Genomic DNA, 19,435 nt, shown 5'->3' with positions numbered 1-19,435 from the left:
CTAGCAAAGCACCAYGACGAACGAAGCCCAAACAACACCATGCGCATCCTCGGCATCGATCCCGGCCTCCGCACCACCGGCTTTGGCGTGTTGGAAAAACACGGCAACAAGCTGGCCTACGTGGCCTCCGGCACCATCAAGAGCGACGGCAATTCCAGCCTCCCGGAGCGGCTCAAGACCCTTTACGACGGCATCTCCGAAGTCGMCCGCACCTATGCGCCCGACTGCGCGGCCATCGAGAAGGTCTTCGTCAACGTCAATCCGCAGTCCACGCTGATGCTCGGCCAGGCGCGCGGGGCCGCCATCTGCGGCCTTGTCGGCCATGGCCTGCCCGTGTTCGAGTACACCGCGCTCCAGTTGAAGGTGGCCGTGGTCGGCTATGGCCGGGCCAACAAGGAACAGGTGCAGGAGATGGTGATGCGGCTGCTGGCGCTGTCCGGCAGGCCGAGTTCCGATGCGGCCGATGCGCTCGGCGTGGCCATCTGCCATGCCAACGGCGGCGATACCCTCGGCACGCTGGCCGGCATGGCGCCCGACCTGGCCCGCAAGGGGCTGCGCGTACGGCGCGGGCGCCTGGTCGGGTAGTCCGGCGCCGGACAGGCCAACTCCGGCCTCTGCTCGTACAATCGGCGTTCCGCCCCATCCCATGAACGCCGCGCGATGTCCTTCCTTCCCCGCCTGACCCTTGCCTTTGCCACTGCCACCCTGATTGCGGGCTGCGCCACGCCGCACCACGCACATAAGGACAAGGCGGCGGCCTCCACCGCGGCGGTCCCGGCGCCCGCCCCGGCCGCCCCGCCGGCCCCGAAAGCGCTGGTCATCGCCCATCGCGGCGCCAGCGCGCTGCGCCCGGAGCACACGCTGGCGTCCTACGCCAAGGCCATCGAGGACGGCGCCGACGTGATCGAGCCGGACCTCGTCATGACCCGCGACGGCGTGCTGGTCGCCCGCCACGAGAACGACATCACCGGCACCACCAATGTGGCCGAAGTGGCGGAGTTTGCCGACCGCAAGCGCATCAAGGTCATCGACGGGGAACGCCTGACCGGCTGGTTCACCGAGGACTTCACGCTGGCCGAGCTGAAGACGCTGCGCGCCCGCGAGCGCATTCCCAAGCTGCGCCCGCTCAACGCCAAGCTGAACGACCAGTTMGAGATTCCCACTTTCGACGAAATCCTGCGGCTGGCCTCGCAGGCGGCCATCAAGCGCGGCCGCCCGGTGGGGATCTACCCCGAGCTGAAGCACCCGAGCTACTTCCGGGGTATCGGCCTGCCGCTCGAGGAGAAAGTCGCCGCCGCGCTGCAGGCCAACGCCTACGCCCGCAGCGCGCCGGTCTTCGTCCAGTCGTTCGAAGTGGGCCCGTTGCGCACGATGAAGCGGCTGCTGGGCACCTCGATGCCGAACGTGAAGATCGTACAGCTGATTGGCAGCCCGTCCAGCCGCCCCGCCGACTGGCGCCTGGCCGGCGACACGCGCAACTACGCCGAGATGCTCACGCCACTGGGCCTGCGCGAAGTGGCGACCTACGCCAACGGCATCGGCCCCGAGAAGAGCAACGTGGTGCCGCGCGACGCCCAGGGCGCCCTGGCCGCCCCTACCGCGCTGGTGACCAACGCCCACGCGGCCGGGCTGACGGTCCACCCGTACACGTTCCGGCCCGAGAACAGCTTCCTGCCGAAGCCGTTCCGGGTGGCCGGCGATGACGCCACGCGCAGCCCCAACGGCCTGGTGCGCGAGATCCAGGCCTTCCTGGCCGCCGGCGTGGATGGCGTCTTCACCGACGACCCGGCGCTGGGCCGCCGCGCCGTGGACAGCGCACCGGAGCGATAACCCGCAGCGATAACCGCCAGCGCGCCACCCGCACGCGCTACACTTGCCGGCAATTTCGTCACCCCACCCTGCCCACCATGATCGGTCGCATTGCCGGCACCCTGCTTGAGAAGAATCCCCCGCACCTGTTGGTCGACTGCCACGGCGTGGGCTATGAGATCGACGTGCCGATGAGCACGTTCTACAACCTGCCCGCCGTGGGCCAGCCGGTGACGCTGCTGACGCAGCAGATCGTGCGCGAGGATGCCAACCTGCTCTACGGCTTCGGCTCGGCGTCCGAGCGCAACACGTTCCGCGAGTTGATCAAGATCACCGGCATCGGCGCACGCATGGCGCTGGCCGTGCTGTCGGGGCTGTCCGTGAGCGAACTGGCGCAGGTCGTCACACTGCAGGAGGCAGGCCGGCTGACGCGGATTCCAGGCATCGGCAAGAAAACCGCCGAGCGGCTGCTGCTGGAACTCAAGGGCAAGCTGGGGGCCGAACTGGGCCACGCGCCGGGCGCCACGCCCGTCGCCGACAGCGCCGTGGACGTGCTCAACGCCCTGCTGGCGCTGGGCTACTCCGAGAAAGAGGCCGCGCTGGCCATCAAGCAGGTGCCGGCCGGCACGGGTGTGTCCGACGGCATCAAGCTGGCGCTGAAGTCGCTCTCGAAGGGCTAGCGAAGGGCTAGCGTGAGAGGCAGCCGGCGTAGAATGACGGCTGTCCCGCATTCCACCGCCATGATCGAAACCGACAAGCTCACCGGCGCCGAGCGCCAGCCCGAACGGGTTATCTCGGCCACCCCCGCCTCCGCCCGCGAGGAGGCCTTCGAGCGCGCCCTGCGGCCCAAGCTGCTGGACGAGTACGTCGGCCAGGAAAAGATCCGTGGCCAGCTCGACATCTTCATGCACGCGGCCCGCAACCGCCGCGAGGCGCTGGACCACGTGCTGCTGTTCGGCCCGCCGGGCCTCGGCAAGACCACGCTGGCCCACATCATCGCGCGCGAAATGGGCGTGAGCCTGCGCCAGACCTCCGGGCCGGTGCTCGAGCGCCCGGGCGACCTGGCCGCACTGCTGACCAACCTCGAAGCCAACGACGTGCTGTTCATCGACGAAATCCACCGGCTCTCGCCGGTCGTCGAGGAAATCCTGTACCCGGCGCTCGAGGACTACCAGATCGACATCATGATCGGCGAAGGCCCGGCGGCCCGCTCGGTCAAGCTGGACCTGCAGCCGTTCACGCTGGTGGGTGCCACCACGCGCGCCGGCATGCTGACCAACCCGCTGCGCGACCGCTTCGGCATCGTGGCGCGGCTGGAGTTCTATACGGCCGAGGAACTGGCGCGCATCGTCACACGCTCGGCCCAGTTGCTCAACGCGGTGATCGAGCCCCTGGGTGCGCTCGAGATAGCCCGCCGGGCGCGCGGCACGCCCCGTATCGCCAACCGGCTGCTGCGACGCGTGCGCGATTACGCCGAGGTGAAGGGCGACGGCACGATCAGCCGCGAGACGGCCGATGCCGCGCTGGCGATGCTCGACGTGGACCGCGTCGGCTTCGACCTGATGGACCGCAAGCTGCTGGAAGCCGTGCTGCACAAGTTCGGCGGCGGCCCGGTGGGCGTGGACAACCTGGCGGCGGCCATCGGCGAGGAGCGCGACACCATCGAGGACGTGCTGGAGCCCTACCTGATCCAGCAGGGTTACCTGCAGCGCACACCGCGCGGCCGGGTGGCGACGGCGGCGGCGTACCGGMATTTCGGGCTCGCCACGCCGCAGGACGACTCCGGCAGCGATCTGCTTGAGACGCCCTGAGCGTCCCCTAAGCGTCCCCTAAGCGTCCGCTGAGCGTCCCCTAAGCCTCTCCCCAGACAAAATCAGCCGAATCCGGCCTGCTGCAGTGCGCAACGACCGCGCATTGCAGCCCGCCCCCGCCAGTTAAACGTTTTCGCGCACCGCTCCAAATTTTTTCGAAGTGGATTGCCCGCTTATGGCCGGTTGTCCACAATGGCTCCATCAGTTTCCACTTACAGCGCCCATTGCGCCAGAAAGGACTCAGAGCCATGATCCAGCGACCCATCCCGACCCTTGCCTTGCTTGCCAGCCTGCTCCTGGCCGCTGGCGCCGTGCATGCGCAGAAGACGCCTGCGCCGGTCGGCATCGCCGAGGAAGCCGTTATCAGCGGCAAGGTCGTCGATGTCGATGTCAACTCGAAGGCCGTGCTCGTGCAGGGGCCGAAGGGCAATATCGTCGAGATCGTGGGCGGCGACGAGGCCAAGAATATCGGCAACGTGCGCAAGGGTGACATCGTCACGCTGACGCGCGCGGCGGCCGTGGTGGCGGCGCTGGAGCCGCTCGACAGCAAGGACACCCCGCTGGTGGAGCAGGTGGAGCGCACCTCGCGCGCGGCCGAGGGCGGCAAGCCCGGCGTGATGCGCGAGATCACCACCACCATCACGGCGCAGATCACCAAGATCGATACCGCCAATCGCACCGTGACCTTCCGTGGCCCGCGCGAGACGCTGCGCACGGTCAAGGTCCGTGACCCGAACATCGACCTCACCAAGATCAAGCAGGGCCAGATGGCGAAGATCGTCGTGCGTGAGGTGGTCGCCATCACCGTGAAGTCGCCTAACGCCGGCTGAAGTCCGGTCCGAACCACCGGAAAGAGTCGAATGCAGTACTTTTCCCCATCAGGAGGTTGCATATGAATCGACGCCATTTCGTGACGCGGGTGACCGGATCGGGCCTGCTCGTGGCCACGGCCTTTGCCGCGGGCTGCACCACCACGGGTCCCAAGACGCCCGAGGACGCCGCCGCCAAGAAACAGGAAATCGACGCCGGCGTGGACGGCGCGCTGAACCGGCTCTACGCCTCGGTGGACGGCTCGCGCGAGCTGGCCAACCGTTCCCAGGGCATTCTGGTGTTCCCGCGCGTGATCGGCGGCGGGCTGGTCGTGGCCGGCGAGTACGGCGACGGCGCGCTGCGCTCGAAGGGCGCCACGGTGGGCTACTACCGCACGATCTCGGCCTCGTTCGGCTTCACCGCCGGCGGCCAGTCGAAAGCGGTGATCTTGATGTTCATGACGCCCGAGGCCTACAACAAGTTCGTGCAGTCCAGCGGCTGGACGGCCGGCGTGGACGGCAGCGTGGCGCTGGCCAAGATCGGCGCGAACGGCAAGCTGGATACCGTCACGGGCCAGCAGCCGGTGATCGGCTTCGTGCAGACCAACGCGGGGCTGATGTTCGATGCCTCGATTGACGGCTCCAAGATCAGCAAGCTGTCGCTCTGATCGACCTGGTTTTCCCATCCTCCAGGGTGTGTTGGCTCCCGGCTCCGGCCGGGAGTTTTCTTTTGCGGGCCCGGCGGGCCCGGCTTGCCGACACGTGTGGCGCCGCGCTGGCATAATCGCGCGAACCCCCGCACCGGAAGCGCTCCCGCCCATGCCCCCGCCCCTGTCCTCGCCCGAGTCTCACGCCACGCCCCTCCCTGCCGTCGATGCCGCGCACACTGGTCGCGTCTACCGCTACTACGACTTGGTCATGGTGGCCTTCGTCACGGTACTGCTCTGCTCCAACCTGATCGGCGCGGCCAAGGCGGCGCAGGTCACGCTACCCGTGATCGGCCCGGTCACCTTCGGCGCCGGCGTGCTGTTCTTCCCGATTTCGTACATTTTTGGCGACGTGCTGACCGAGGTCTACGGCTATGGCCGCGACCGCCGCGTGGTCTGGGCCGGCTTCACCGCGCTGGCCTTCGCCACGTTCATGAGCCTGGTGGTGCTGAAGATGCCGGTGGCGCCGTTCATGGCGGACTACCAGAAGAGCCTGGAGGATGTGTTCGGCAACACGTGGCGGATCGCGCTGGGGTCGCTGATCGCGTTCTGCTGCGGCAGCTTCACCAACAGCTACGTGCTGGCGAAGATGAAGCTGTGGAGCGGCGGGCGCTGGCTGTGGACGCGCACCATCGGCTCCACGCTGGCCGGGGAACTGGTCGATTCCTCGCTGTTCTACGTGATTGCCTTCTATGGCATCTGGCCGCTGGAGAAGGTCATCCAGGTGGCCGTGGCCCAGTACGTGCTGAAGACGGCCTGGGAAGTGGTCATGACGCCGGTCACCTACAAGGTGGTGGGCTTCCTGAAGCGGGCCGAGAACGAGGACTGGTTCGACCGGCACACCAACTTCACGCCGTTCCGGCTCAAGGTCTGAGCCTTCCGGGGCGGGCCCCCGGACGCGCGGCTAGGGCACGCGCTTGTCGACTTCGTCGAGCGCCAGCGCCTCCAGGTGGCTCACATCGCCCCATTGCAGCAGGGTCAGGTGCGCGCTGTCGCTGCGCAGGCGGTTGACGCTGGCGTTCAGCAGTTCGTGCTGGCGCGGCGCCTCGAGCGTCATGCMGGTGGCCTCGCGATACAGGCAGTCGAGCACGCCGCCGTGCGCCACCAGCGCGATGCGCTCGCCCGGATGCCGGCGCGACAGCGCCAGCGCGGCCTCGACCGCGCGTTCGTGGAATTCCAGCAGCGACTCACCCTCGGGCGGCGCGTAGTCCGGCACGCGGGCCTGCCAGCGCGCGAAGTCCTCGGGGCGCTGCTCGGCCACTTCGGCATAGGTCATGCCTTCCAGGTCGCCGTAGCAGCGCTCGCGCAGGCGGGCGTCGGGCCGCACTTGCAGACCCAGCGTCTCGGCCAGCGGCATGGCGGTTTCCATGGCGCGGCCCAGGTCGCTCGAATAGATGGCGTCGATCGGCTCGCCGGCCAGCGCCTCGGCCAGCGCGGCCGCCTGGGCGCGGCCCACCTCGTTCAGCGGGATATCGAGCTGGCCCTGCAGGCGCCGCGCGCGGTTCCAGGCCGTCTCGCCATGACGGATCACGATCAGGTGGGTGTAGGCCAGCGACTGCGGCCCGGAGCTTTGCGACATGCCGGTTCCTTGGGKGCGACGGTTGCGCGCCGGGTCTGCGCCCGGCGTGCGGATGATTACCGGATCAGTTTCGGATTGAGCGTGTAGGTGCCGGTGAGCGAGGCTTCGGCCAGCACGTGGCCCTGGATGGCCTGGCGCACATCGGCGCCAGTGAAATGGCCTTCCACGGGCAGGCGTTCGATATCGAGCGCGTAGACCGTGAACACGTAGCGGTGCACCAGCGCGTCGTTCCAGGGCGGGCAGGGACCGTCGTAGCCGAAGTAGTGGCCCTTCATGTCCTCGTCGCCGGAAAACCACGCCGTGTAGTCGTTGGTGCCGTGGCGCAGGCCGCCGGCCACGGCCGTGCCGACCAGCGTGTCCGGGCCCGGCTTGCCGCGCGCGATCACGCCGTCGCTGTGCGTGCCGGCCGAGATCGTGTTCAGGCCCGGCGGTATGTCCACCAGCACCCAGTGGAAGAAGTCCGCGCGCGGCAGCGTGGCCGGCACTTCGCGGTCGGCCTGGTTCACGTCGTCACCCACGCTCGGCACATCGGGATCATGGGCGACCAGCACGAACGAACGCGTCTCGGCGGGGAAACCGTCCCAATGCAGGTCCGGATTGCGATTGCTCGACAGCGCCACATGATTGGCGGCATCGGGCACGCAGAACGCAAACTCGCCCGGAATGGGCGCGTTGTCGGCAAATGCCTTGCTCCAGAGTTTCATGAGGATCTCCTTGGATGTGTCACGCCGTGCCGGCCGGCGGCACGCGCAGCCAGAACGTCACGGGGCCGTCATTGACGAGGCTGACCTGCATCATCGCGCCAAACTCGCCGGTTTCCACCGACGAATGCGCGGCGCGCGCGCGGGCCACGAAATGTTCATACAATCGCCTACCATCCTCGGGCGACGCCGCCGGCGTGAAGCTCGGCCGCGTGCCGCTGTTGGTATCGGCGGCAAGCGTGAACTGCGACACCACCAGCAGCCCGCCCGCCTTGCCCTGCCCGTCCATGTTCTGCACCGGCAGGTTCATCTTCCCCTCGGCGTCTGAAAACACGCGGTAGGCGAGCAGCTTGGCCAGCAGGCGCTCGGCCTGGGCCTCGGTGTCGCCGCGCTCGGCGCAGACCAGCGCCAGCAGCCCGGCGCCGATCTCGCCGGTGGTGCGGCCCGCCACGGTCACGCGGGCCTGCGCCACGCGCTGGATCAGGGCGATCATCGCGCCTTACACCAGGGTCACGCGCGCGAAGCGGCGCTTGCCCACCTGGACCACATAGGTGCCGGCGGCCACCTTTGTGGACTTGTCGCCGACCACGGAACCGTCGATCTTGACGCCGCCCTGCTCGATATTGCGGTTGGCTTCCGAGGTGGACGGCACCAGGTTGGCCTGCTTCAGCAGTTGGGCGATGCCCAGCGGCGCGCCTTCCAGCGTCACCGCCGGGATGTCGTCCGGCACGCCGCCGCGCGCGCGGTGGTTGAAGTCCTCGAGCGCCTTCTCGGCATCGGCCGCGCTGTGGAAGCGCGTGACGATCTCCTGCGCCAGCGCCACCTTGCATTCGCGCGGGTTGCGGCCCAGCGCGATCTCTTGCTTCATCAGGTCGATCTCGCTCATCGGCCGGAACGACAGCAGCGTGAAGTACTGCCACATCAGGTCGTCCGAGATGCTCATCAGCTTGCCGAACATGTCGTTCGGGGCCTCGGCCACGCCGATGTAGTTGTTTTTCGACTTCGACATCTTCTCGACGCCGTCCAGCCCCACCAGCAGCGGCATGGTCAGGATGCACTGCGGCTCCTGGCCGTATTCCTTCTGCAGCTCACGGCCCACCAGCAGGTTGAACTTCTGGTCGGTGCCGCCCAGCTCGATATCGGCCTTGAGCGCCACGGAATCGTAGCCCTGCATKAGCGGATAAAGGAACTCATGKACCGAAATCGGAATCCCAGACCGGAACCGTTTGGTGAAGTCGTCGCGCTCCATCATCCGGGCGACGGTGTACTTGGCTGCCAGCTGGATCATGCCGCGCGCGCCGAGCGGGTCGCTCCACTCGCTGTTGTAGCGGATTTCGGTCCGGGCGGGGTCGAGCACCAGGCTGGCCTGGCGGTAGTAGGTCTGGGCGTTGGCCTCGATCTGCTCCCGGGTAAGCGGCGGCCGGGTGGCATTGCGGCCGGACGGATCGCCGATCGTGGAGGTGAAATCGCCGATCAGGAAGATCACCTGGTGGCCAAGGTCCTGGAGCTGGCGCAGCTTGTTCAGCACCACGGTGTGACCCAGGTGGATGTCCGGCGCGGTGGGGTCCAGGCCCAGCTTGATGCGGAGTGGCACCCCGGTGGCCTCGCTGCGGGCGAGCTTCTGGAGCCACTCGGCTTCGATCAACAGCTCGTCGCAGCCACGCTTGGTGATCTCCAGGGCCTGCATCACCGACGGCGTAAGTGGATATTTGGCCGCGGCGGCCGGGGTCACTTCAGACATGAGATAAGTCGTTGAAATAATTAAGGAATCGCCGACGGACAGCCGGTGTCGTTCTGGTATAATTCGCGCTTTGCGTCTGCCGGGGCAGCCCGGCGGCAACCGCCATTGTAGGCGGCTGACAAACATTGGCCCGCGCCGCAACCTCGGGGGAGGAAGGCAGACGAAGACACATCGTCGCGGCAGCGGAGCCCGGAATCAAGGTTGAATTTTACGTGATGTGGTCCAGTCTCCGCGAAGTTTTCGCGCGCGAGCTGGTGGTGCTTGTCGACCCGACCAACCCCCAGCATGCCCGGCGCCGGAAGCAACTCACCGTTGCTGTCGGCACCGTTTTCACGCTCGGCATGGCTGCCGCGATGGGCGTCGCCCCGCGCAATGCCTATGACGACCCCCAGGCGCCGAAGGTGCAGGAGGCCATTCGCCTGCCCGACCTGCGCACCCAGCTCGAACAGCTCACCGAGAGCGATCCCGAAAGCCGCTATGTGCGCGAGGACCGCATGCAGCGCAGCGACACCCTGGCCACGCTGCTGCGCCGGCTGGGCGTGGAGGATCCCGACGCCCAGGCGTTCATCCTCAAGAACGCCACCGCGCGTGGGCTGCTCAACCTCGACGCCGGCCAGGCCGTGCAGGCCGAGATCGACGACCACAACCTGCTGGTGTCGCTCCAGGCCAACCTGGGCGGCGACGCCGCCGCCTCGCGCGAACTCGTGATCGAGCGCGTGGCGCCGAAGGCCGAGGGCGGCGACTACACCTACAAGGCGCGCGTCCAGTCCGTGGACAACGACGTGCACTACGAGATGGCTTCCGGCGGGATCGAGGCCGGCGGCTTCTTCAAGTCGATGGACAGCGCCAACGTGCCGGACGACATCGTCCAGAAGATGATCTCGATCTTCTCGGGCGTGATCGACTTCCACCACGACATCGCCAAGGGCGACCGCTTCCGCATCGTCTACGAGGCCGGTTTCCGCGACGGCGCCTTCGTGCGCAACGGCCGCGTGGTGGCCGTGGAGCTGATCAATCGCAACACATTGCATCAGGCGCTCTGGTACGCCCCGGAAGAAGGTGAAGCCGGCGCCTACTACACGTTCGACGGTCGCACCATGAAGCGGCCGTTCCTGCGTTCGCCGGTGGAGTTCTCGCGCGTATCGTCGGGCTTCGGCGGGCGTGACCATCCGCTCCACCACCAGTGGGCGCAGCACAAGGGTGTGGACTTCGCCGCGCCGCAGGGCACCAAGGTCATCGCCACCGGCGATGCCACGGTGGACTTCGTCGGCCAGCAGAACGGCTACGGCAACATCGTGGTGCTCCAGCACGCGGGCGGGTACTCGACGTACTACGCCCACCTGTCCGGCTTTGCCGGGCTGCGCCAGGGCCAGCACGTGAGCCAGGGCCAGGTGATCGGCTATGTCGGCGCCACCGGCTGGGCCACCGGGCCGCACCTGCACTACGAATTCCGCTTCAACGACGTGCCGCAGAACCCGCTCACCATCACCCTGATGGAAGCGCCGGCGCTGACCGGCAAGTCGCGCACGCAGTTCCTGACCTATACCAGCGCGATGTTGAGCCGCATCAACATGCTGCGCACCTACAACGTCCTGACCGCCAGCAACTGACCATGTCCGTGCCCCCGGCAAGCAGCKAGCGATTTATCGGCCTGATGTCGGGCACCAGCATGGATGGCGCGGATGGCGTGCTCGTCGATTTTTCCGGCGCGCACCCCGTCGTGCTGGCGGCGGCGCACACCCCCTTTCCCCAGCCGTTGCGCGAGGCGTTCGGCGCCTTGCAGCAGCCGGGCGACGATGAGATCCATCGCGAGGCGCTGGCCGCCAACGCGCTCGCCAGCGTCTATGCCGAGTGCGTGGCGACGCTGCTGCGGCTCGCCGATGCCCGCCCGGCATCGGTCGCGGCCATCGGCGCGCACGGCCAGACCATCCGCCATCGCCCCGGTCTTTATGACGGCACCGGCTACACGCGGCAGAGTCAGCATCCGGCGCTGCTGGCCGAGTTKACCGGCATCGACGTGATCGCCGACTTCCGCAGCCGCGACGTGGCGGCCGGCGGCCAGGGCGCGCCCCTCGTGCCCGCTGTGCACGCGGCGCTGTTCGGCGCGCCGGACGAGACCCGCGTGGTCTGCAACATCGGCGGCATCTCCAATATCAGCATCCTGCCGGAAACGGCCAGCGGTCGCCCGGTCACCGGGTTCGACTGCGGCCCCGGCAACGCGCTGCTCGACGACTGGATCCACCGCCATCGCGGCCTGCCCTACGACGACAATGGCGCCTGGGCCGCGAGCGGCACGGTGGATGCGGCGCTGCTGGCGCAGTGCCTGACCGAGCCCTATTTCAGCGCGCCGCCGCCCAAGAGCACCGGGCGCGATCTGTTCCACCCGGGCTGGCTGCAGGCGCTGCTGGCCACGCGCGGCKACCGGCAGCCGCCCGCCGCCGACGTGCAGGCCACGCTGGCGACGCTGACGGCCACCGCCATCGCGCGCGACGTGCAGACGCATGCCGCCGATGCGCGCCGGCTCATCGTCTGCGGCGGCGGCGCCCGCAATGGCTATGTGATGGCTGAACTCGCGCGGCTGCTTCCGGGCGTGGCCGTGCAGACGACCGATGATTTCGGCGTACCGGTCCTGGAGGTGGAGGCACTCGCCTTCGCCTGGCTGGCGCGGCAATGCGTGCGGCGCGCGCCCGGCAACGTGCCCACGGTTACCGGCGCGGCCGGCCCGCGCGTGCTTGGGGCGATCTATCCGCGTTGAGGTCGCGCGTTGATTGCCAGGAATCGACAGGCAACAAAAAAGCGCACCGAAGTGCGCTTTTTTTATCGACCGAAACCGGGATCAGGCCGAGAACGACGAGCCGCAACCGCAAGTGGTCGAGGCATTCGGGTTTTTGATCACGAACTGCGCGCCGTTGATGTCTTCCTTGTAGTCGATCTCGGCGCCCACCAGGTACTGGTAGCTCATCGAGTCGATCAGCAGCATGACGCCGTTCTTGACCATCGTGGTGTCGTCTTCGTTGACGTCTTCGTCAAACGTGAAGCCGTACTGGAAGCCAGAGCAGCCGCCGCCCTGCACGAACACGCGCAGCTTCAGCTCGGCATTGCCCTCTTCCTCGATCAACTGCTTGACCTTGTCGGCGGCGCTGTCGGTAAAGACGAACGGTGCCGGCACGTCCTCGGTTACGGGTGCCTCAGCGACTGCGTTCATGGGGATTCTCCTATTTAGATACGCCGTATTCTAAGCGCTACTTCGAAATCGTGCCGAACCCATTAAATTTCAAGGGCTTCTAGGCGTTCACGTCACATCCATCGACAAACAATCAGGCCGCGGCGCCTGCGTTCTCGGGTGTGGCCTTGGCCGACACCTCTTCGGCCTCGGTTTCGGACGTGTTCGATTCCACTGGCGTCTCTTGATTGACCTCGGCGGCCGGCACATGGTTCGGCAAGGCGCGCACCTCGCCCTGCCCGATTGGCACGAGACGGCCTTCGACGATGGCGCCCTGGTGCATTTCCAGCGCCGCATAGTGCACTTCACCGTAGACGCGCGCATGGGGCTGCAGTTCGAGCAGTTCGCTGGCGCTCACCGGGCCGGTCACAGTGCCGTTGAGGATCAGGTGCCCGACGCGCACTTCGCCCTCGACTGCGCCCTTCTCGCTGATGACGAGCATGCTGCGCTGCGCGTCCGATGCCAGCACGTTGCCGCGCACGCGGCCATCCAGGCGCAGGCCGCCCGCGAACGTGACATCGCCCTCGATGGTGGCGTCCTGGCCGATCAGGGTGTCGATCGACAGGCCTTTCTTCTTCGAAAACAACATGATCCCTCTCCTTGTTCGGGTCCTACGGCGTTGCCGACTGCGCCGCGCGGACCTGTCCGTTCTGCACGATACGGACCGATACGGCACGTACCTCGGCGCCCTTGGGAATCGCCAGGTCGCCCTCGATACGCTGGTAATGCGTGAGGCGCACCGCCGGTAACGGCGCCTCTTTCGGATTCGGCAGTGTCATKGTTAACGGCTGCCCAGCCCGGACTGCTGAAATTGTGAATTGTAGATMACCTTTGAATTCGGGCTGCTCGACAAATGCCTTCGAACCGCCCTGCATCACGAGCAGGCGATAGTGCACGGCCTGGGGCTGTGCTTCGTCGATGACCACGCGGAAACTGCGCACGTGGATGCCAGACGTATCGCCGGTGGCCGGCAGCAGCGCCTCGAAGAACCCAAGGTCTTCCTTGAGCTGGCTTACCTCGGCCTCTGCCGACTTCAGTTGCTGCACCAGACGCTCGCGCTCGGCGCGGGCCATCTCGAGACGGGCCTCCGGGGTGTTCGCGCTGGTAAGCAGTTGGTCGCGCTCGGCGGTCACCTCGGCCAGTTGCACACGCAACGCGGCATTGGCCGCCACGAGTGCCGTATCCGTTGGCGCGGCAGGTTGACGCATGGCATGGCCGGCATCGATGGCCCAGAGCACGGCGAGTCCAAGCCCGATCGCCAGCACCAGCGCCCAGATCCACACACGCCACGGCCGATGCACACGAATCACGGCCCGCGAAGCGCGCAATCCCCGGCGCGGTCGCAGTGGCCGGTACTTCAGGCCCATGACACCATCGTTCGTCCTCTCATTCGCAGGCCCGTGATTGTATCTCCGAGCCGCCATTGTGCCGATCAATGTATGACATCTGAGGCACCTTCGCCAGAAAAGTGGTGATTTCTGCACCACGCAGACGAAAAAAAACCGCACGACAGAGCGTGCGGTTTTTCCGGATTCGACAGATCCGCCAGAGCGGACCTGCGAAAGCGCATCAGCGCTTCGAGAACTGCTTCCGGCGACGTGCCTTGTGCAGACCGACCTTCTTACGTTCCACTTCACGTGCATCGCGCGTGACGAAACCAGCCTTCGACAGCGTCGGCTTCAGCGTGGCGTCGTAGTCGATCAGGGCGCGGGTGATGCCGTGGCGCACTGCGCCAGCCTGGCCCGTTTCGCCACCGCCGGTCACGTTGACCTTGATGTCGAACGTTTCGGCGTGGGTGGTCAGTTCCAGCGGCTGACGCACGATCATCAGCGAGGTTTCGCGAGCGAAGTACTCGTTGATGGGCTTGCCGTTGACGACGATTTCACCCTTGCCCGACTTGATGAAGACACGAGCCACAGCGCTCTTKCGGCGGCCAGTACCGTAATTCCAGTTACCGATCATGGATTGGCCTCCTTAGATGTCGAGCGTCTTGGGTTGCTGTGCCTCATGCGGATGATCGGCTTCGGCGTAAACCTTCAGCTTCTTGATCATTGCATAGCCCAGCGGACCCTTCGGCAGCATGCCCTTGACAGCTTTTTCCAGGGCGCGGCCCGGGAAACGCTGCTGCATCTTGCCGAACGTCGTTTCGTAGATACCGCCCGGGTAACCCGAATGGCGATAGTACTTCTTGTCCGTTTCCTTGGTACCCGTGACACGCAGCTTGGCTGCGTTGACGATGACGATGTAATCGCCCGTGTCGACGTGCGGAGTGAATTCCGGCTTGTGCTTGCCGCGCAGTCGGCGTGCCACTTCGCTGGCAACACGGCCGAGGACCTTGTCCGTCGCGTCAATCACGTACCAGTCGCGCTTTACCTCATGAGGCTTGGCGGAAAAGGTCTTCATGATTTTTCCTGACTATTGAATACTGCCCGATGTGACGGTCGCCGTTTTAGCGTCCTGTCGTTCGGCCGGCCCTTGGGACCTGACCTTCCTGCTTGTGTTTGCAGGCTCTCCCTGATTCCTTTTCCGGGGGCAATGACCGGAAAAGCCTGCGATTATACTCGGGGAATGCGATGGCGCACAAGCAAAGTCGTGGCTTTTCGTCAAGCCCCCTGCATCACATGGAAGCCGGGGGCGAAATGTGGACGAAAGTGGACGAAAAAAAACCCAAGTCGGTTTGGACTTGGGTTTGAATCCACCAAAGGAGGAGGGTGGAGGAGACACTGGTAGATCGACGGGGCGGCGGGCGGTGCGGAGGGCTTTCGCTTTCGCACTCTGGCGCGCCAGATGCGCCGTCGTTCAATGAACTGAATTATACATAGCGGCCGTCGCAACGCAAGAAAATTTGCAGTGCGAAATCGCATTGCACATTGCGCAATGCTTTAGTAGCCTCTTGCAAATGTTTGTCTTTCTTAAAAATCAAAGACTTACCCTCGATGTGATGCTGAGTCATCGGCGCCACAATAGAGGATTCCCTCAGAATCCCAAGGGAAATCCCTCGCCTCGGGCACGATCCGCCGATGCCATATACTGACGAAATGCAAGATTCGTGATTGCGCGGACGTGAGCGCGAAAACACATTCGTAAACCCAGGAACGAACAAAATGGAATGCAAAGTGACATGGATGGGCCCGGAAGGCATGAGCTTCGTGGCCCAGACCGGCAGCGGCCATATCGTGGCGATGGACGGCGCGCCCGATGGCGGTGGCAACAACCTGGCGCCGCGTCCCATGGAGATGGTGCTGCTCGGCACCGGCGGCTGCACGGCCTATGACGTGGTGCTGATCCTCAAGCGTGGCCGCCAGGACGTGCGCGGCTGCACGGTAAAGCTCGAAGCCGAGCGCGCCAACGAGGACCCGAAGGTCTTCATGCGCATCAACTTCCACTTCACGGTGACGGGCCGCAACCTGAACCCGACCACGGTGGAGCGCGCGATCACGCTGTCGCACGACAAGTACTGCTCGGCCTCGATCATGCTGGCCAAGACCGCCGAGATCACGCACACGATGGAAATCGTCGAGGGCTGAACGCCCTGACGTCAGGAAGAGAGAGCAAAGCAGGCCGATAAGCCGGATTCTGTGCGCGCGGCCCGCCTTGCGGCGCGCTGCGCGTGACAACCATTCCTCTAGGCCGACCGTTACCGGCCGGCTCCAGCTCCCTACCCGCAGACTCAGCGGGCCGCCTCATCGTCTGCCTATTTGGGATTGCTCCGGGTGGAGGTTACCGCGTTTCACCCTTCCCGCCAGGCGAACCCGGCGGCAAGACTCGTCTCTGTGGCCCTATTCCGCACGTTACCGTGGATGGCTGTTAGCCAACACCCTGCCCTGTGGAGTCCGGACTTTCCTCCCCTTGCCCCTTGCGAGACAAGCAGCGATTGTCTGGCCTGCTTTGCGGCCCGCAGTCTACCACCGAACTCAGCGGATCTGGCGCCCGGGGCGGAACACGGCCGTGTCGTCGTAGAACGACGGCGCATCGTTCTCATCGCACCAGCCTGGAATGCCCAGCACCGGCAGCGGCGCGAAGCAGCGGCCGCCGCGCAGCGTGCCCTGCCCGGCTGCCTCGGCCAGCGATTCGGCCAGCTTCCGGTCGATGACCGCGCGCGGCGTGCCGGGCGGCATCGGCAGCCACCATGCGTGGGCCGTGATCGACTTGTAGGGCTGCACCAGCTTCTCCAGCAAGGCGTGGCCGAACGGGATGACCGTGCAGGCGCTGCCCCATGCGGCGCGCGCCGCCACGAACAGCGTGTGCCACGCAAACCCTTGCAGCGCCTGGGCCAGCCGGGTGTCCTCGGTCAGGAAGATCACCGCGTTTTCGTCGAATAGCGTCGCGGCATCGCGCAGGCCGCCGCGCACGGGCAGCACGCCATCACGGGCGATGGCCTCGGCCTGGAGCCGGTTCAGCACGGCCTTGGTCGCGGGGAAATGGAGCCAGATCAGCGCGTTGAACGCGTCGTGGAGGTTGTCGCGCGTGGGAACGTGGCCGGTGGCGTGGATATGCGCCTCATAGGCCACCCCATCGGGGAGGTCAGACTGGGGGACGAAGCGCAGTGGCTGGTCGTTGGCGTTCGCCAGCCCGGCGGCTACGGCTTGTTCGTCGAGCGCCGCGCGCAGATCGGCGGCGGAAAGCGCGGCGGCGGAGAGCGCGACCCCGGACGCGGCGAATGGCCGGAACCACGGCCGCGTCCAGTCGATGCCAGGCAAGTCGCTTATTGCGCCTTCCAGCGCAGKGTCTCGCCGGCGCGCAGCGGCACCAGCGTGGTGTCGCCATACGGCAGTTCAGCCGGCAACTCCCAGTCTTCGCGCGACAGCGTGAGCGTGCCGGTGTTACGCGGCAGGCCGTAGAACGCCGGGCCGTGGAAGCTGGCGAAGCCTTCCAGCTTGTCGAGCGCCCCGGCAGTATCGAACGCTTCGGCGTACAGCTCCATCGCATGCAGTGCCGTGTAGCAGCCCGCGCAGCCGCAGGCGTGTTCCTTCAGGCCGCGTGCATGCGGCGCGCTGTCCGTGCCGAGGAAGAACCGCGCGCTGCCGGACGTGGCCGCCTTGACCAGCGCCTCGCGATGGGTCTCGCGCTTGAGTACCGGCAGGCAGTAGTAATGCGGGCGGATGCCGCCGGTGAAGATCGCATTGCGGTTGTACAGCAGGTGGTGCGCGGTGATCGTCGCCCCGACCGGGCCTTCGGCCTCGGCCACGTACTGGGCCGCGTCCTTGGTGGTGATGTGCTCGAAGACCACCTTCAGCTCYGGGAAATCCTTGCGCAGCGGCCGCATCACGCGGTCGATGAACACGGCTTCGCGGTCGAAGATGTCGATGTCGCCATCGGTCACTTCGCCGTGCACCAGCAGCGGCAGGCCGGCGCGCTGCATGGCTTCCAGCGTGGCGGCGCAGCGGCGGATATCAGTCACGCCGGCGTCGCTGTTGGTGGTGGCGCCGGCCGGGTACAGCTTCACCGCGTGGATGAAGCCGCTCGCCTTGGCGGCGACGATTTCCTCGGCGGGCAAGTTGTCGGTCAGGTACAGCGTCATCAGCGGCTCGAACGCCATGCCGGACGGCAGCGCGGCCAGGATGCGCGCGCGGTAGGCGGCAGCCTGCTCCACCGTGGTCACGGGCGGCTTCAGGTTCGGCATGATGATCGCGCGGCCGAACTGGCGCGCGGTGTCCGGCAGCACGGCAGCCAGCGCCGCGCCGTCGCGCAGGTGCAGGTGCCAGTCGTCCGGGCGGGTGATGGTGAGCGTCTGGGTCATAGCTGGAAATTCAAAGAATCAGGATGGCGCGGTAATCGTTCACGTTGGTGCGCGTGGGGCCGGTCTGGACCAGGTCGCCGATGGCATCGAAGAAACCCCAGGCATCGTGCGCATCGAGTTGCTGGCGGGCGGAGACGCCGGCGGCCTCGGCGCGCTTGAGCGAATCGGGGCAGCACACGGCGCCGGCGTTGTCCTCGGAGCCGTCGATGCCGTCCGTATCGGCGGCGATCGCATGGATATTGTCCGCCCCGCCCAGCTCGATCACCAGCGACAGCAGGAACTCCGAGCAACGGCCGCCCCGGGCCCGCTCGGCACCGCTCGCGGGCAGCGTCACCGTGCATTCGCCACCGGAAATCAGCGCCACCGGCGCGGCGAACGGCGCATTGTACGCGCGAATCTCGCGCACCAGCGCGGCATAGACCCGCGCGACTTCCTGGGCTTCGCCGGTCACGGTGTCACCCAGCACCACGGGCTGGATGCCCTGTTTGCGGAACAGCGCGGCGGCGGCTTCCAGGCTGCCGTGCGCGGTGGCGATCATGTGATTCTCGACCCGGGTGAACAACGGATCACCCGGCTTGGGCGTCTCGTCGATCTCCCCCCGCGCGCCGCGTTCCAGGTGGGATTGCACCGGGGCCGGCACCTTCGCGCCGTAGCGTTGCAGGATGGCCAGCGCATCGGCATAGGTACTCGGATCGGCCACGGTGGGGCCGGATGCAATCGCGCTGGGATCATCGCCGGCCACATCCGAGACGATCAGCGTGGTCACGGGCGCCTTGCTCGCCTGCGCCAGCCGGCCGCCCTGGATGCGCGACAGGTGCTTGCGCACGATATTCATTTCTGTGATCGGTGCGCCACATCGGAGCAGTTCGCGCGTGGTGGCCTTGAGGTCTGCCATGGCGATGCCTTCGGCCGGCAGCGACAGCAGGCTCGACCCGCCGCCAGACACCAGGACGATCAGCCGGTCTTCCGGCCCGAGCGCCTGCACGCGGGCGAGGATGTCCGCCGCGGCCTGTTCGCCGGCCTCGTCGGGCACGGGATGGCCGGCCTCGATCACGCGGATATGGTCGGTCKGCAGGCCGTGCGCGTAGCGGGTGACAACGATGCCGTCGAGCGTGGCGCGGCCCGCGTAGGCGCGCTCCACGGCCAGCGCCATCGATGCGGCGGCCTTCCCCGCCCCGACCACGAGCGTGCGGCCGCCGGCATGGGGCGGCGGCAGGTGGGCGGCGACGATCTCGAGCGGGTCAGCTGCGGCCACGGCGGCCCGGAAGCTCTCCAGCAGCAGCGTGCGGGGGTCGATATGGGAGGTCACGGTGTT

Annotated in this window: 22 protein-coding genes and 1 other RNA gene; 10 read left to right on the top strand and 13 right to left on the bottom strand. The window is 66.7% G+C overall.

The window, feature by feature from the left end:
• The first annotated feature begins 39 nt into the window (after nucleotides 1-39).
• The 7 genes from ruvC to AC1EJR_RS13360 all read left to right on the top strand — a co-directional run bounded on the left by ruvC (nucleotide 40) and on the right by AC1EJR_RS13360 (nucleotide 6,010).
• Nucleotides 40-585 (top strand): crossover junction endodeoxyribonuclease RuvC, encoded by a 546-nt coding sequence (ruvC, locus tag AC1EJR_RS13390; RefSeq protein WP_477147190.1) that lies wholly within the window; start codon nucleotides 40-42, stop codon nucleotides 583-585.
• A 75-nt stretch (nucleotides 586-660) separates the two neighbouring features.
• Entirely contained in the window at nucleotides 661-1,830 is a 1,170-nt protein-coding gene (locus AC1EJR_RS13385; protein ID WP_477147189.1) for a glycerophosphodiester phosphodiesterase, read from the top strand.
• 77 nt (nucleotides 1,831-1,907) lie between these two features.
• On the top strand, nucleotides 1,908-2,489 hold the full coding sequence (gene ruvA / locus AC1EJR_RS13380; RefSeq protein ID WP_092291909.1) for a Holliday junction branch migration protein RuvA: 582 nt from the start codon (nucleotides 1,908-1,910) through the stop codon (nucleotides 2,487-2,489).
• A gap of 60 nt (nucleotides 2,490-2,549) precedes the next feature.
• Nucleotides 2,550-3,620, top strand: coding sequence for a Holliday junction branch migration DNA helicase RuvB (ruvB, locus tag AC1EJR_RS13375; protein ID WP_477147188.1), 1,071 nt, complete (start codon nucleotides 2,550-2,552; stop codon nucleotides 3,618-3,620).
• 248 nt (nucleotides 3,621-3,868) lie between these two features.
• On the top strand, nucleotides 3,869-4,450 hold the full coding sequence (locus AC1EJR_RS13370; protein WP_092291907.1) for a hypothetical protein: 582 nt from the start codon (nucleotides 3,869-3,871) through the stop codon (nucleotides 4,448-4,450).
• Nucleotides 4,451-4,512: 62 nt separating this feature from the next.
• Nucleotides 4,513-5,097 (top strand): BPSL1445 family SYLF domain-containing lipoprotein, encoded by a 585-nt coding sequence (locus AC1EJR_RS13365; protein WP_092291905.1) that lies wholly within the window; start codon nucleotides 4,513-4,515, stop codon nucleotides 5,095-5,097.
• 250 nt (nucleotides 5,098-5,347) lie between these two features.
• A complete protein-coding gene (locus AC1EJR_RS13360) occupies nucleotides 5,348-6,010 on the top strand; it encodes a queuosine precursor transporter (RefSeq protein WP_255370731.1) in 663 nt (220 codons plus the stop codon).
• A gap of 30 nt (nucleotides 6,011-6,040) precedes the next feature.
• On the opposite strand, the gene AC1EJR_RS13355 is transcribed toward AC1EJR_RS13360, so the two are convergent.
• The 4 genes from AC1EJR_RS13355 to tyrS are packed head-to-tail and all read right to left on the bottom strand — an operon-like array spanning nucleotide 6,041 to nucleotide 9,157.
• Nucleotides 6,041-6,715: a histidine phosphatase family protein gene (locus AC1EJR_RS13355; RefSeq protein ID WP_477147187.1), complete on the bottom strand. Its 675-nt coding sequence runs from the start codon at nucleotides 6,713-6,715 to the stop codon at nucleotides 6,041-6,043.
• A 56-nt stretch (nucleotides 6,716-6,771) separates the two neighbouring features.
• Nucleotides 6,772-7,419 (bottom strand): YbhB/YbcL family Raf kinase inhibitor-like protein, encoded by a 648-nt coding sequence (locus tag AC1EJR_RS13350; protein ID WP_092291901.1) that lies wholly within the window; start codon nucleotides 7,417-7,419, stop codon nucleotides 6,772-6,774.
• Between the two features lie 19 nt (nucleotides 7,420-7,438).
• The gene (gene dtd / locus AC1EJR_RS13345; RefSeq protein WP_092291899.1) at nucleotides 7,439-7,909 is read right to left on the bottom strand and encodes a D-aminoacyl-tRNA deacylase; all 471 of its coding nucleotides are present in this window, start codon (nucleotides 7,907-7,909) and stop codon (nucleotides 7,439-7,441) included.
• 6 nt (nucleotides 7,910-7,915) lie between these two features.
• The gene (gene tyrS / locus AC1EJR_RS13340) at nucleotides 7,916-9,157 is read right to left on the bottom strand and encodes a tyrosine--tRNA ligase (protein WP_092291897.1); all 1,242 of its coding nucleotides are present in this window, start codon (nucleotides 9,155-9,157) and stop codon (nucleotides 7,916-7,918) included.
• Nucleotides 9,158-9,372: 215 nt separating this feature from the next.
• Here tyrS and AC1EJR_RS13335 point away from each other — a divergent pair, with 215 nt between their 5' ends.
• Both AC1EJR_RS13335 and AC1EJR_RS13330 read left to right on the top strand, forming a co-directional pair.
• Entirely contained in the window at nucleotides 9,373-10,767 is a 1,395-nt protein-coding gene (locus AC1EJR_RS13335) for a M23 family metallopeptidase (RefSeq protein ID WP_092291895.1), read from the top strand.
• A gap of 2 nt (nucleotides 10,768-10,769) precedes the next feature.
• Entirely contained in the window at nucleotides 10,770-11,912 is a 1,143-nt protein-coding gene (locus tag AC1EJR_RS13330) for an anhydro-N-acetylmuramic acid kinase (protein ID WP_477147186.1), read from the top strand.
• Between the two features lie 81 nt (nucleotides 11,913-11,993).
• Here the strand turns inward: AC1EJR_RS13330 and erpA are convergent, their stop codons facing one another.
• The 5 genes from erpA to rplM form a co-directional block, all read right to left on the bottom strand.
• On the bottom strand, nucleotides 11,994-12,362 hold the full coding sequence (gene erpA, locus AC1EJR_RS13325; protein WP_092291891.1) for an iron-sulfur cluster insertion protein ErpA: 369 nt from the start codon (nucleotides 12,360-12,362) through the stop codon (nucleotides 11,994-11,996).
• Nucleotides 12,363-12,474: 112 nt separating this feature from the next.
• On the bottom strand, nucleotides 12,475-12,969 hold the full coding sequence (locus AC1EJR_RS13320; RefSeq protein ID WP_092291889.1) for a bactofilin family protein: 495 nt from the start codon (nucleotides 12,967-12,969) through the stop codon (nucleotides 12,475-12,477).
• A gap of 22 nt (nucleotides 12,970-12,991) precedes the next feature.
• Nucleotides 12,992-13,747 carry a DUF6776 family protein gene (locus AC1EJR_RS13315; RefSeq protein ID WP_477147185.1) on the bottom strand — a complete coding sequence of 252 codons (756 nt, stop codon included), beginning with the start codon at nucleotides 13,745-13,747 and terminating at the stop codon, nucleotides 12,992-12,994.
• A 202-nt stretch (nucleotides 13,748-13,949) separates the two neighbouring features.
• On the bottom strand, nucleotides 13,950-14,342 hold the full coding sequence (rpsI, locus tag AC1EJR_RS13310; RefSeq protein WP_092291885.1) for a 30S ribosomal protein S9: 393 nt from the start codon (nucleotides 14,340-14,342) through the stop codon (nucleotides 13,950-13,952).
• Nucleotides 14,343-14,354: 12 nt separating this feature from the next.
• Nucleotides 14,355-14,783, bottom strand: a complete 429-nt coding sequence (gene rplM / locus AC1EJR_RS13305) for a 50S ribosomal protein L13 (RefSeq protein ID WP_092291883.1) — start codon at nucleotides 14,781-14,783, stop codon at nucleotides 14,355-14,357.
• 701 nt (nucleotides 14,784-15,484) lie between these two features.
• On the opposite strand from rplM, the gene AC1EJR_RS13300 reads away from it, so the two are divergent.
• Complete coding sequence (locus AC1EJR_RS13300; RefSeq protein WP_441591695.1) at nucleotides 15,485-15,907, top strand: OsmC family protein; 423 nt, start codon at nucleotides 15,485-15,487, stop codon at nucleotides 15,905-15,907.
• Between the two features lie 22 nt (nucleotides 15,908-15,929).
• Here the strand turns inward: AC1EJR_RS13300 and rnpB are convergent.
• The 4 genes from rnpB to AC1EJR_RS13280 form a co-directional block, all read right to left on the bottom strand.
• Nucleotides 15,930-16,270, bottom strand: an RNA gene (gene rnpB / locus AC1EJR_RS13295) — RNase P RNA component class A.
• Between the two features lie 24 nt (nucleotides 16,271-16,294).
• Nucleotides 16,295-17,080 carry a DUF3025 domain-containing protein gene (locus AC1EJR_RS13290; protein WP_255370715.1) on the bottom strand — a complete coding sequence of 262 codons (786 nt, stop codon included), beginning with the start codon at nucleotides 17,078-17,080 and terminating at the stop codon, nucleotides 16,295-16,297.
• 5 nt (nucleotides 17,081-17,085) lie between these two features.
• A complete protein-coding gene (gene pyrC / locus AC1EJR_RS13285) occupies nucleotides 17,086-18,120 on the bottom strand; it encodes a dihydroorotase (RefSeq protein ID WP_092291877.1) in 1,035 nt (344 codons plus the stop codon).
• A 10-nt stretch (nucleotides 18,121-18,130) separates the two neighbouring features.
• Nucleotides 18,131-19,429, bottom strand: coding sequence for a glycerate kinase type-2 family protein (locus AC1EJR_RS13280; protein ID WP_477147231.1), 1,299 nt, complete (start codon nucleotides 19,427-19,429; stop codon nucleotides 18,131-18,133).
• Nucleotides 19,430-19,435: the final 6 nt, after the last annotated feature.

It is taken from the genome of Cupriavidus sp. 05T42 (assembly GCF_056396345.1).
The sequence above is the reverse complement of the archived record's forward strand: the minus strand, read 5'-3'. Positions and strand labels throughout refer to the sequence as shown.

What these genes read in the sequence shown, in the direction of transcription:
- AC1EJR_RS13335 (WP_092291895.1), top strand. Translation starts at nt 9,373, where the DNA reads ATGTGGTCCAGTCTCCGCGAAGTTTTCGCGCGCGAGCTGGTGGTGCTT.
- AC1EJR_RS13350 (WP_092291901.1), bottom strand. Translation starts at nt 7,419, where the DNA reads ATGAAACTCTGGAGCAAGGCATTTGCCGACAACGCGCCCATTCCGGGC.
- AC1EJR_RS13320 (WP_092291889.1), bottom strand. Translation starts at nt 12,969, where the DNA reads ATGTTGTTTTCGAAGAAGAAAGGCCTGTCGATCGACACCCTGATCGGC.
- rplM (WP_092291883.1), bottom strand. Translation starts at nt 14,783, where the DNA reads ATGAAGACCTTTTCCGCCAAGCCTCATGAGGTAAAGCGCGACTGGTAC.
- erpA (WP_092291891.1), bottom strand. Translation starts at nt 12,362, where the DNA reads ATGAACGCAGTCGCTGAGGCACCCGTAACCGAGGACGTGCCGGCACCG.
- AC1EJR_RS13365 (WP_092291905.1), top strand. Translation starts at nt 4,513, where the DNA reads ATGAATCGACGCCATTTCGTGACGCGGGTGACCGGATCGGGCCTGCTC.
- AC1EJR_RS13300 (WP_441591695.1), top strand. Translation starts at nt 15,485, where the DNA reads ATGGAATGCAAAGTGACATGGATGGGCCCGGAAGGCATGAGCTTCGTG.
- AC1EJR_RS13370 (WP_092291907.1), top strand. Translation starts at nt 3,869, where the DNA reads ATGATCCAGCGACCCATCCCGACCCTTGCCTTGCTTGCCAGCCTGCTC.
- dtd (WP_092291899.1), bottom strand. Translation starts at nt 7,909, where the DNA reads ATGATCGCCCTGATCCAGCGCGTGGCGCAGGCCCGCGTGACCGTGGCG.
- AC1EJR_RS13360 (WP_255370731.1), top strand. Translation starts at nt 5,348, where the DNA reads ATGGTGGCCTTCGTCACGGTACTGCTCTGCTCCAACCTGATCGGCGCG.
- ruvA (WP_092291909.1), top strand. Translation starts at nt 1,908, where the DNA reads ATGATCGGTCGCATTGCCGGCACCCTGCTTGAGAAGAATCCCCCGCAC.